The organism is Clostridium perfringens ATCC 13124 (assembly GCF_000013285.1).
Lineage (GTDB): Bacteria > Bacillota > Clostridia > Clostridiales > Clostridiaceae > Sarcina > Sarcina perfringens.
Genome location: NC_008261.1, coordinates 2277133 through 2289095 on the forward strand (window position 1 = coordinate 2277133; position 11963 = coordinate 2289095).

The following is an 11963-nucleotide window of genomic DNA, read 5'->3' on the forward strand; positions in this document are numbered from 1 at the left end:
TTTAATTTACCTCGCCAAAATATTTTCTTGGAATCATTCTCATATTTATATTTTTATTGCCAAAAAATAAAATGCTTTCTTCTCCTAAAATAGTTTCTTTTAATTGTATAACTCGCTTTCCATTTTTAAATTTATCAACTAATCCACTTACCACTATTAGTCCTCTTATATAAAAGTCGTAATCTATTAAAATATCTTCTAATATTCCTATCATATGGCCATCCTTATTTATAAGATCAAAGTTTTTTATCTCGCTAAATTTTAACCCTCTATGTACATGTACCCCTTCTGTCATAATAGTATCGCTTAAAGAAATAACATTAGTTAAGTCCACATAATCTCTTTTTGAAAATAATTTTTTTGTTATTATAAAGCCCATGACTTTCCCATTAAAATAATCTATAGCAAGATCACAAACTACTCCAACCTTTTTTCCATTAGAATCAAAAACCTTAAGACCAATTAAATCTCTTATTCTATACACTCTAAAAGTCATCCCTTTCTAATTTAAGTAAAGCCATTAGTAATATATTTAGTATTATCTATATCCTTCCAAAAAATACATAGTTTCATAGGTATTTTAAATTTATTTTTGTAAACTTAAATAATAATCCTTAAACTTTCTAAGTAAGTTATTAACTAAATAAAGTAAGTATATATTATTAACTTAATAAATACACTTTGTATAGTGCACTTTATATTGAAAATAAAATTTAAAAAGTTTTAATATAAAAGAAAAAAGCCCCCTTTCGGGAGCTTTCTATTAAAGTAGGCTTTCGATTATTCCTCCACCTACAACTAAATCATCTTTATAGAAAACAACAGATTGACCTTTAGTTATAGCTCTTTGCTTATCTTCAAAAGAAACTTTAACTCTTCCATTTTCCATAGGACTTATAGTAGCCTTAGCTGGTCTAGCTGAATATCTAATTTTAGCTTCAACTTCCATAGGGCCTTCAAGTTTATCTATAGATATGAAATTTATATCTTTACAAACTAAATCAGTTTTAAAGATATCCTCTTCTGGTCCTACTACAACAGTATTAGTTACAGGGTTTATATCAGTAACAAACACTGGTCTTCCAAGAGCTAATCCTAAGCCCTTTCTTTGTCCTATTGTATAATAGACTATTCCTTTATGTTTTCCTAAGACATTTCCATACTTATCGACAAAGTTTCCTGGTCTAACTTTGTTTGGAGCAGCTTCACATATGTATCTTCCATGATTATTATCTGGAATAAAGCATATTTCTTCACTGTCCTTTTTATTATGTACATCTAGACCGATCTCTTTAGCTATTTCTCTAATCTTATCCTTAGTGAATTCTCCACAAGGCATTAAAGTATGCTCTAACTGTTCTTGAGTTAGATTGTATAAAGCATAAGTTTGATCTTTTCTATCATCCTTTGATCTTATAAGTTGGAATCTTCCATCTCTTTCTTCAATTTTAGCATAGTGACCTGTTGCAACATAGTCTGCACCTATACCTTTAGCTTTTTGTAAAAGCTCATCAAATTTAAGATATTTGTTACATGCAATACATGGATTTGGAGTTCTACCTTGTATATATTCGTCTACAAAATAATCTATTACATTTCTTTTAAAACTATCTCTAAAGTTTAAAACGTAAAAAGGAATATCTAGTTTTTGAGCAACTCTTCTAGCATCATCCACTGCTGACAGTGAACAACATCCACCTTCTCTTTCCTCATATTCCTTATCCTCTTGCCATATTTGCATTGTAACACCAATTACATCGTATCCCTGTTCCTTTAAAAGGTAAGCAGCAACGGAGCTATCAACTCCGCCGCTCATACCTATAACAACCTTTTTCTTTGTCACAAAATCACCACTTTAATATTATTCTTAACCGTGAACATGCTCATGTATGTCATGTGAATGTTCTTTCATATCCCAAGGCTCTAATCCTTGTCTTTGTCTATAGTCGTTTATAGCCTTGTGTATAGCTTCCTCAGCTAATACTGAACAGTGCATTTTTACTGGTGGAAGACCATCTAAAGCTTCTGCAACAGCTTTGTTTGATAATTCCCAAGCTTCTTCTACAGTTTTTCCTTTTATAAGCTCTGTAGCCATACTTGATGAAGCAATAGCAGATCCACATCCATAAGTTTCAAATTTAACATCTTCTACAATGTTATTTTCTATTTTAAGATATATTCTCATTATATCTCCACATTTAGCGTTACCAACTTCTCCGATTCCGTTAGCATCTTTAATTTCTCCTACATTTCTTGGGTTTTTGAAATGATCCATAACTTTTTCACTATATATCATAATTAATTCTCTCCTTCTACTTCTCTTAAATGATTTTTCCATAATGGTGACATACTTCTTAATCTTGCGATTATTGGTGGTACTTTTTCTAATACGTAATCAACGTCTTCTTCAGTTGTACCTTCACCTAAACTTAATCTTAATGATCCGTGTGCTATTTCATGAGGTAAACCTATTGCTAATAACACGTGTGATGGATCTAATGATCCTGATGTACAAGCACTTCCACTTGAACCACAAATTCCTTCAAAGTCTAATGAAAGAAGAATTCCTTCACCTTCAATGAATTCAAAGCATACATTTACGTTACCTGGTAATCTCTTGCTACCATCTTTTGGTCCATTTAATCTTGTAAATGGTACTTCTAATAATCCTTTTATTAACTTATCTCTTAACTTAGAAATTTTAGCTATATGCTCATCTAAGTTTTCTCCAGCTATTTCCATAGCCTTTCCTAATCCAACTATTGCAGGTATGTTCTCAGTTCCAGCTCTTCTAGCTCTCTCTTGACCACCACCGTGGATTAAGTTATCTATTCTTATACCTTTTCTTATATATAAAGCTCCGATTCCTTTTGGTCCATAAACTTTATGTCCAGCTAATGAAAGTAAATCGATGTTCATATCTTTAACATCTATCTTTACATTTCCTACAGCTTGAACTGCATCTGTATGGAATATTACTTTTCTTTCTCTACAAATTTTTCCTATTTCCTTAACTGGCTCTATAGTTCCTATTTCATTGTTTGCAAACATTACAGAAACTAAGATAGTTTTATCAGTAATAGCATTTTTTAATTCTTCTAAATCAACAAAACCTTCTTCATTTACATCTAAGTAAGTTACTTCAAAGCCTTGTTTTTCTAACCATTGGCAAGTATGTAATACAGCATGGTGCTCTATTTTTGTAGTTATTATATGATTTCCTTTATTTTTATGAGCAAAAGCTATTCCTTTTATTGCCCAGTTATCTGCTTCTGATCCGCCACCAGTAAAGTAGATTTCATTTGTATCAGCATTTAATACTTTAGCTACTCTTTCTCTAGCAGTGTCTACAGCCATTCTTGATTCTCTTGAAACTCCGTAAAATGCTGATGGATTTCCAAACTTATTTGTGAAATATGGTAACATTTCCTCTAATACTTCTGGCTTAACATATGTAGTTGCTGAGTAGTCCATATAAACAACTCTATTATTCATTTTCTTCACTCCTACTAACAATTTTTAAAGCTTCATTTTTTTCTTTCATAGCTTTATAATCTTCTACTATATCTTTAAGTGTTACTGAATTAGTAACCTCATCTATGCTTGTTTTTATCTTTTTCCATAAAAGTCTAGTTGCACAACAATCAACATTATTGCAAGTTACACCATCTAAACAATCTGATATTTCTATTGGTCCTTCTAAAACCTCTATAATATCTGAAACTGTTATATCTTCTGGTTGTCTATTTAAAATATATCCTCCTTGAGCACCTCTAATACTCTTTATAAGCTTAGCTTTTCTTAAAGAACTAAATAATTGCTCTAAATAATATTCAGATATATTCTGTCTTTGCGATATTGACTTTATTGACACAGGTGATCCACCATAATGTATAGCTAAATCAACCATGGCTTTTACACCATATCTTCCTTTGGTAGATAATTTCATTTAATCACCTCTAAATCTGACTAATTCGATGTACTTTATGTGATTATAATATCAAAACCGAGTAAATTTGTCAACAATAATATTCACATATTTTTTACTTAAAAAATGGAATTTAAAATTGAAATTCAACTATTTGTTTTTTACATTATTCCAGTAGGCTTTTATACTACTTTCGTATTTATTATCCTTAGGCTTATAATATTCTTTTCCTCTCATATTTTCAGGCATATATTCTTGATTTATATAACCATTAGGATAATTATGTGGATATAAATACCCACCAACACCTAAATTGCTTGCTCCACTATAATGAGCATCTTTTAAATGTTTTGGCACATCACCTGCATTATTCCTTTCTAAATCTCTTAAAGCATCATCAATAGCCATATACGCACTATTTGACTTAGGTAAGGTAGCTAAATATATTACTAATTCAGATAATATTATTCTTGCTTCTGGCATTCCTATTTTCAAAGCAAGGTCTATTCCGCTATTTACAACTTGCAAAGCATTAGGATGAGCAAGACCTATATCTTCAGCTGCAATTACTCCTATCCTCCTAATTACGCTATCCATATTTCCACCCTTAATAAGTCTAGCTAAATAATGAATTGAGGCATCAGGGTCACTTCCTCTTATACTTTTTTGAAGAGCACTTAATAAATTATAATAATCATCTCCTTATGAATCAGATTTCAAATTAGATTGCCCTAATTTTTCTACATACTCTTTATTTAAAAGGATATTATCTTTTTCTTGAGATTTAATAGCTAATTCTAACACTGTGTAAGCTTTTCTTACATCTCCTTGAGAAATCTCTCCAATATATTTTAAAACGCCTTCTTCAAGAGAAATAACATATCCTTCTTTTTCAAGTTTACTTACTGCTCTTTCTAAAGCTATTATTATATCTTCAGTACTTACTGGTTTAAATTGAAATATGGTACTTCTGCTTAGTATGGCCTTATGTATAGCAAAGTATGGATTTTCTGTAGTACTTGCTATTAATATTACTCTCCCATCTTCAATAAATTCTAAAAGTGCTTGCTGCTGTTTTTTATTAAAATGCTGAAGCTCATCTATATACAGTATTATTCCCTTAAAATTTAATAAATTATCTATATCAGAAGTTATACTTTGTATTTCTTTTATGGAAGATGTAGTAGCATTTATTTTATAAAATTTCTTATCAGTGTAATTTGAAATTATATTAGCTAAAGTAGTTTTTCCAACACCAGGTGGACCATAAAAAATGCAATTCATTATGTTCTTGTTTTTTATAAGCTTGTTTAAAGGAGTTCCTTCTCCTACAATGTGTTTCTGTCCAACTATATCCTCTAATTTTTTAGGACGCATAATATCTGCTAAAGGTCTCAAATTTTTCAATTATCAAAATTTCAATAAGATTAATATGTTAACTGAATACTTCTCTTAATTTTGTATTCATTAAAAAGCTCCTTATTTATAAAACATAATATATTAATATGAAATTTGATAATTTTCCTCCCTTCTTATACTTTTATAGTTAATGAATTTCCTAAAGTAAATCTTAATTCAATTCTAAAATTTATTATAATACTAAAATACAGTTTTATTTCTTCCTGTCATTTTTGCCATATATAATTTTTCATCAGCATTTTTTATGGTATCAAAAGGATCTTCTTTTTCTGAAACTTCACAAACTCCGAAGCTAGAAGTTATTTTTAAACTTAAATCACCATAGTCAAAGCTCATTTTTTCTATGATTTTTCTAAGCTTCTCAGCAACCTTCACTCCATTTTTCAAATTGGTATTATTTAAAACAATTATGAATTCTTCTCCTCCATATCTACCAATCCAGTCACTATTTTCTCTGATATTATTATTTAATACCTTTGCAAAACCCCTTAAAATTTTGTCACCTACTAAATGACCATAGGTATCATTTACTTTTTTAAAGGAATCTATATCAGTCATAATTACAGTTGTAGGTATAGATTCTTTTAAGTTTCTATGAGCTTCCTTTGAAAATCTCTGATCTATATACCTTTTATTATAGACTCCAGTTAAATAATCCTTAATAAGATTTTCTCCCATCTTTTTCATTGTTAAGTCTAAATAATTACCTTCTCCACTACCATCTACTATACTGCCATTATTAGTTATATCTTTTAATATTTCAACAACATATTTATTTTCATTAAATTCAATTGGGGAAGCTATAACTAAAAACACATGATTTTTATTATATTCTAACTTTATAAAAGTATCATTTTTTAAATAAGCTTTTTTTGATATGCAAGTACTACATATTGATTTTTTTCCCCACACATCATAACAATTGCTTAGTGAACAATCTTTTTCATTAAATTTATTATTGATTTTTAGGTTAAAGTCATCTGAAAATACTATATTATTTATAGGATCTACCACTCTAACTTCATCATAAAAGTTCTTTAATATAGACATTCTTTCTTTTACATCTAGTAAAACTTCCAATATTCTTTCCTCCAGTCCTTAGAACTTTTAATTTCTTTCTACACCTTACTACATATTAAAGGAATATCTAAAACTAATTATTCTTAAATTTGTACCTCTCTATTTTCCGTACATTCTTTATTAACAATTATACAATAAAAAAGATTCTAATAAAAAATATTAGAACCTTTATATTAAAAAATTTTTAAAGAAGCTCTACCTCTTCTCCTAAAATTACTTCTCCTCCATTTAATACCTTTGTAAATATACCATAAGCAGGCATTATACATCTTCCTACTTGATAGTATATTGCACATTTATCATGACATTTTTTCCCTATTTGTGTTACTTCTAAAAGAGCCTCTCCTATCTTTATTTTTTGCCCTATAGGAAGTTTATTTAGTTCTATTCCATCTACAACTAGGTTTTCTCCAAAAGCTCCAAAATCCACATTTCCGCCATCAGCTCTAAAATCCTCTATCTTTTCAAAAGCTAATAAACTTACTTGTCTATGCCACTTCCCAGCATGAGCATCTCCCTTAATTCCGAAATCTTCTATAAACTCAGCTTTAGGAACTTGCACCTTAGCTGTACCTTTCTTTTCACTTATACAAATAGCTCTTATCTTGCTCATTTTTATCCTCCTATTTCATACATAAATCTTTTATCTTCATCTTTTTCTTTCATTTTAAAGTTATGTTTTTCTGGCTTTTCATAAATACTTTTTTTAATTATCTCCCTAAGCTCTTCATCACTTATTCCATTTCTCATCTTATCTCTTAAGTTTATTCCATACTTCCAATGTAAACACTGTTTCATAAAGCCTTCAGGAGTGACCCTTATTCTATTACAATCCTCACAAAAACAATCACTCATAGCACTTATAAAGCCTATTTTTCCTTTGAATCCTTCTATGCTTATGTATTTAGCTGGACCATTTAGTCTTAAGGTTTTTCCATCACTTAATACCTTTTTTTCTTTCTTTATAATTTCTAAAATCTCACTATTAGTAACGCCCTTAAACTTTTTACCTTCTCCAATAGGCATAAGCTCTATAAATCTAAGATCTATTGGATTTTTATAAGCTAAGTTTATTAAATCTAAAATTTCATCTTTATTGAAATCTTCTAATATTATAGTATTTATCTTTACCTTAACATTATTTTCTAAGCACTTTTCTATTGAATAAAGTACTTTATCTAAGGTTCCTATCCTTGTTATTTCTTTAAATCTATCTTCTTTTAGTGTATCTAAACTTATATTTACTCTCTTTAATCCATTTTCACTAAGTTCCTTTACTTTATCTCCTAGTAAAATCCCATTAGTGGTTAAACAAATCTCTTCTATCTCTGGTATTTTGTTTATATTTTTTATTAAATCTACTACACCTTCTCTTACAAGAGGCTCACCACCTGTAAGTCTTACTTTTTTTATTCCAATAGAAGCACATTCTTTAACAACTCTTAAAATCTCATCTAAAGTCATAAGCTTATCATTGTGAATAAAATCATTGTGATCTTTCTCCATACAATAAGCACATCTTAAATTACATTTATCAGTTAAAGAAATTCTTAAATAGTCAATTTCTCTTCCATATTTATCTTTCATTTTCTCACCTTCTTCTTTATACAAATTCCATTCCCTCTTTTAGGTGAATAATGATTTTATCTCTTTATCCAAACTTTTTCTAACCTTTAACAATAATTTCTAATTACTTTCCAAAGGAACAATGTGGAAAAGTACAAACTGGGCAATTTAAACAAAGTCCACCATGACCATATTCAGCTATATCTCTTAAAGTTAATCTTTCATCTGCTAAAACTCTTGGAAGGACTAAATCTAAAGCTGTTCTTTTTGAATACATGGCACAGCTTGGTATTCCAATAATAGGAACATCATTATAATAAGCTAAAAGAAGCATAGCTCCTGGAAGTACAGGTGAACCATATGTTATTAATTCTCCTCCACATTCCTTTATAGCTGTAGGAGTAACATCGTCTGGATCAACTGACATTCCCCCTGTACAAAGTATAAGTTCTGCACCTTCATCTAAAGCTCTTTTTATTTCCTCTATAATTTTCTCCTTATCATCTGGAAGAATAACCTGTCTTTCAAGATCTATATTAAATTCCTTAAGCTTTTCCTTAAGAACAGGACCAAAGGCATCTTTTATTCTTCCACTATAAACTTCATTTCCTGTAGTTATTGCAAAAGTCTTTTTATTTTTTATCTCTTTAACTTCTATAATCTTATCTTTTATAAGATTTTCTGCTTCTATTATTTTATTTTCATCTATAACTAGTGGAATTACTCTAGTAGCCCCTACCTTATCACCTTTTTTAACTGGAAAATTCCCATGAATTGTAGAAACTATTATTTCACCTAGCATATTTAATTCTAATAATTTTTCCTTATCTATTTTTAAAAGTCCGTCTTTATCAGCTAAAAATTCTATTTTTCCTTCTTTTATTTCTCCAAAACTTAATCCTTCTCCACAAACTAGGTCCTTTAATCTTTCAGCAGCCTCATTTTCATGAAGCATTCCCTCTTCTTTTTCCCATACATAAACATGTTCTTTTCCTATTGATAAAAGTTTTTCTATATCTTCTTCTCTTATAACATGGCCCTTTTTAAAGGCTCTTCCTTTAAATTTACCTGGTATTATTTGAGTTACATCATGAGATAATATTGTTCCAACAGCATCTTCAACTCTTATTTGTTTCATACTAATCCTGTTATAAGTTATTTATTTTAAGTCCATCTCCATCTAAAACTATATATTTAATATAAATAACTTTAAACAGTTCACCTCCTCCTAGTGTTTTTAGTAATAAAAGGTTTCCTAAATTTCTTTTTTCTTTATTAAATCTTCATACTCATCAACTGTATTTATATTATAAAAATTCTTTATTTCTTTTTTATGTACTTTTTCTATAAAAGGAAATTCTTCAACTACCTTCATAGAAAATTTAAAACAGGTTTTTATTAATTTATTGCTATTATTTATAAGTTCTTTTTCCATAATATCTTTGCAACTTTTTTTATATATGGCACAAAGAGGTTGTAGTCTTTCCTGAAACTTAGGAATTAAAATTTCATAGTCTTCCTTTATATTTCCTAAATAATTAACCACATCTTTATTTATAAAAGGCATATCACAGGCAACAACTAAGCAATAATCATTTTTAATATGATTTAAGGCTGAATGAATTCCACTTAAAGGCCCTTGACCAGGATATATATCCTTAAAAACTTTAAGTCCAAACTCCTTATACTCTCCTGGATTATTGGATATTATTATTATTTCCTCATAATCTTCTAAGGCTTTTATTATTCTCTCTATAAAATAGTCCTCTTCATATTTTAAAAAAGCCTTATTTCTATAATTCATTCTACTACTTTTCCCTCCAGCTAAAATAGCAGCACTCTTTTTTATCACCTTAATACACCTCCTATAAACCTATTTTTAAACTAATTATTTATTTATAATTTTATTATGTTTACTACTTCTCCTCTATTTAAGCCTTCATTTCCTTTTTCAATTTCTATTAAGCAATTAGCATTTAGAAGAGAACTTAATATACCATTTCCACTTTTAATTTGAGTTATATAAACCTTTGCTCCCTTTTCATCATATATAATATTTCCTCTTAAAAACCTTCTTTGAGGGCTTTTTTTATTAAAAGAATCCATTAAGACTCCCTTTTCTCTTTTAATATTTATATTTTCTTCCTCTCCCTCTAATTTTTTAAGTACAGACTTTCCTAATAATTCAAATGTAGTTAAGGCAGCATTAGGATTTCCTGAAAGGCTTATCAATATTTTTTCTTGCCTTTTGCTACATACAACTGCAGAGCCAGGTTTAATTTTTATTTTCCAAAATAACCTTTCAAAGCCTATACTTCCAGAAACCTTTTGCATAAGATCTTTTTCTCCTACAGAAGCTCCTCCTGTAGTAAATACTATATCTGATTTTTCAAAGGCTTTTTCTATAGCTTCTCCTATTTTTAAGATATTGTCTCCTACATGTTCCATAGACAAAACATTGTATCCTAGCTCTTCTATTCTTGCACTTAAACTATATAAATTACTGTCATATATTTTTCCTGGTTTTAAGGTGGAATTTATATCACATACCTCATCCCCGGTACTAATTATTGAAACCTTAGGCTTTTTATAAACAAGTACCTCACTTATACCAGAGCTAGCCATTATGCCTAAATCAGCATAATCAAGTCTTTTACCTTTTTTAATTAAAGTTTCTCCAATCTTTATATCCTCTCCCATAAAAGATATGTTCTCATTAGCTTTCATTTCCTTAAATATTTTAACCAAATCTCCATGTCTTTCTGTTTCTTCTTGCTTAAGTACGCAATCAGCTCCCACAGGGATTGGAGCCCCAGTCATAATTCTAATAGCCTCTCCATGTTTTATTTCTATTTCTGAAAAATCACCTGCAAATATCTCATCTACTATTTTAAGCTCTATAGGATTTTCTTTTGAAGTTCCCTTAGAATCTTCTGATTTAAAAGCATATCCATCAAAAACTGACTTATTAAAGGGAGGATTATTAATCTTAGATTTAACATCACCATACAAAACTCTCTTTAAAGAATCCTTTATGCTAACAACCTCACTTTTTAAAGCCTTAGTGTTCTTATTTAATATTTCAAGAGCTTCTTCTAAAGCTATAAATTTTTTCAAAATATCACCATCCCTTTATAAAATAAAATGCTTATTATTTTTGTTATAACAACAAGAATAATAAGCATTAAATTAAATAGTCTTTTTAGACCTTAATATTAAAACTAAAAAACATAATTAACAATATTATTATGTAAGTTCTATGTTTTTTACTTTTGCTTATTCTCCTTCCCAAAATACGTGGAGGCAAAATTCTTTCAAACCTTACCCTGTGGATTACCCCAATTAAACCAATTAACAATTTAAGTTCTTATTAAACTTAATGTTAAATAATTTAGTAATCCAGGCTTAAAAATCATAGAACCTTCTCCTTAGATCTTTAAGCTTGGAGATTTATACTAATTTTCTATTACAAGGTTAGCAATTTCTTCATAATTATTTAAGTTAACAACTCTAACTCCTTCTAGAGATAAACTAACATCACTAGCAACTCCTATAAGCTTTTCCTTTGGAGTTATTATTTTCTTACTAATACCTTGTCTATATACTTCAAGCTTTCTATATTTGCTCTTTTTATAACCTTCTATTATTATAAAATCGAAATCTTCAACTTGCTTTATTAACTCTTCTAGAGGAACTTCTTCCTGAACCTCTCTTATAAGAGCCATTCTTTCCTTTGAGGAAATTATTACTGCTTCAGCTCCTGCTTTTCTATGACGCCAAGTATCTTTTCCCTCTTTGTCTATATCAAAACCATGAACATCATGCTTTATAGTAGCAACAGTATATCCTCTATTTTTAAGCTCTTTTATAAGTCCTTCTATTAAAACTGTTTTTCCTGTATTAGAACAGCTAGCAACTACATTCACAATCTTAGCCAAAGCCTTTTCCTCCCATTATAACTTAAATATAT

General features: G+C 29.1%; 12 protein-coding genes, 1 pseudogene and 1 riboswitch. All 13 genes and pseudogenes read right to left on the reverse strand.

From position 1 onward, the window contains the following. Position 1: 1 nt before the first annotated feature. The 13 genes and pseudogenes from CPF_RS09900 to mobB all read right to left on the reverse strand — a co-directional run bounded on the left by CPF_RS09900 (position 2) and on the right by mobB (position 11931). On the reverse strand, positions 2–484 hold the full coding sequence (locus tag CPF_RS09900; protein WP_003459697.1) for a PRC-barrel domain-containing protein: 483 nt from the start codon (positions 482–484) through the stop codon (positions 2–4). Between the two features lie 279 nt (positions 485–763). Further along, the gene (mnmA, locus tag CPF_RS09905; protein ID WP_003459581.1) at positions 764–1843 is read right to left on the reverse strand and encodes a tRNA 2-thiouridine(34) synthase MnmA; all 1080 of its coding nucleotides are present in this window, start codon (positions 1841–1843) and stop codon (positions 764–766) included. A gap of 24 nt (positions 1844–1867) precedes the next feature. After that, positions 1868–2296 carry a Fe-S cluster assembly scaffold protein NifU gene (gene nifU / locus CPF_RS09910; protein WP_003451659.1) on the reverse strand — a complete coding sequence of 143 codons (429 nt, stop codon included), beginning with the start codon at positions 2294–2296 and terminating at the stop codon, positions 1868–1870. Positions 2297–2298: 2 nt separating this feature from the next. Further along, entirely contained in the window at positions 2299–3495 is a 1197-nt protein-coding gene (gene nifS / locus CPF_RS09915; RefSeq protein ID WP_003473085.1) for a cysteine desulfurase NifS, read from the reverse strand. Further along, a complete protein-coding gene (locus tag CPF_RS09920) occupies positions 3488–3949 on the reverse strand; it encodes an RrF2 family transcriptional regulator (protein ID WP_003451273.1) in 462 nt (153 codons plus the stop codon). Before CPF_RS09920 ends, nifS begins: the two co-directional genes overlap by 8 nt. A gap of 129 nt (positions 3950–4078) precedes the next feature. Further along, positions 4079–5326 (reverse strand): annotated as a pseudogene (locus CPF_RS14810) (replication-associated recombination protein A). A gap of 201 nt (positions 5327–5527) precedes the next feature. Then, positions 5528–6427 carry a GGDEF domain-containing protein gene (locus CPF_RS09930; RefSeq protein ID WP_003458734.1) on the reverse strand — a complete coding sequence of 300 codons (900 nt, stop codon included), beginning with the start codon at positions 6425–6427 and terminating at the stop codon, positions 5528–5530. A 184-nt stretch (positions 6428–6611) separates the two neighbouring features. Further along, positions 6612–7040: an MOSC domain-containing protein gene (locus tag CPF_RS09935; RefSeq protein ID WP_003458736.1), complete on the reverse strand. Its 429-nt coding sequence runs from the start codon at positions 7038–7040 to the stop codon at positions 6612–6614. A gap of 2 nt (positions 7041–7042) precedes the next feature. Beyond that, the gene (gene moaA / locus CPF_RS09940) at positions 7043–8014 is read right to left on the reverse strand and encodes a GTP 3',8-cyclase MoaA (RefSeq protein WP_011590954.1); all 972 of its coding nucleotides are present in this window, start codon (positions 8012–8014) and stop codon (positions 7043–7045) included. A 103-nt stretch (positions 8015–8117) separates the two neighbouring features. Continuing rightward, complete coding sequence (locus tag CPF_RS09945; RefSeq protein WP_003458733.1) at positions 8118–9131, reverse strand: molybdopterin-binding protein; 1014 nt, start codon at positions 9129–9131, stop codon at positions 8118–8120. A 117-nt stretch (positions 9132–9248) separates the two neighbouring features. Continuing rightward, positions 9249–9845, reverse strand: coding sequence for a molybdenum cofactor guanylyltransferase (locus tag CPF_RS09950; RefSeq protein WP_011590955.1), 597 nt, complete (start codon positions 9843–9845; stop codon positions 9249–9251). Positions 9846–9889: 44 nt separating this feature from the next. Next, entirely contained in the window at positions 9890–11110 is a 1221-nt protein-coding gene (gene glp, locus CPF_RS09955; RefSeq protein ID WP_011590956.1) for a molybdopterin molybdotransferase MoeA, read from the reverse strand. 148 nt (positions 11111–11258) lie between these two features. Beyond that, a riboswitch (molybdenum cofactor riboswitch) is annotated at positions 11259–11453 on the reverse strand. Continuing rightward, positions 11449–11931 carry a molybdopterin-guanine dinucleotide biosynthesis protein B gene (gene mobB, locus CPF_RS09960; protein ID WP_003458698.1) on the reverse strand — a complete coding sequence of 161 codons (483 nt, stop codon included), beginning with the start codon at positions 11929–11931 and terminating at the stop codon, positions 11449–11451. Its footprint overlaps the riboswitch before it by 5 nt. Between the last annotated feature and the right edge of the window lie 32 nt (positions 11932–11963).

Excerpts from the sequence above, each read along its gene's own strand:
- nifU (WP_003451659.1), bottom strand. The coding sequence starts at position 2,296 with ATGATATATAGTGAAAAAGTTATGGATCATTTCAAAAACCCAAGAAAT.
- nifS (WP_003473085.1), bottom strand. The coding sequence starts at position 3,495 with ATGAATAATAGAGTTGTTTATATGGACTACTCAGCAACTACATATGTT.
- CPF_RS09920 (WP_003451273.1), bottom strand. The coding sequence starts at position 3,949 with ATGAAATTATCTACCAAAGGAAGATATGGTGTAAAAGCCATGGTTGAT.
- CPF_RS09935 (WP_003458736.1), bottom strand. The coding sequence starts at position 7,040 with ATGAGCAAGATAAGAGCTATTTGTATAAGTGAAAAGAAAGGTACAGCT.
- moaA (WP_011590954.1), bottom strand. The coding sequence starts at position 8,014 with ATGAAAGATAAATATGGAAGAGAAATTGACTATTTAAGAATTTCTTTA.
- CPF_RS09945 (WP_003458733.1), bottom strand. The coding sequence starts at position 9,131 with ATGAAACAAATAAGAGTTGAAGATGCTGTTGGAACAATATTATCTCAT.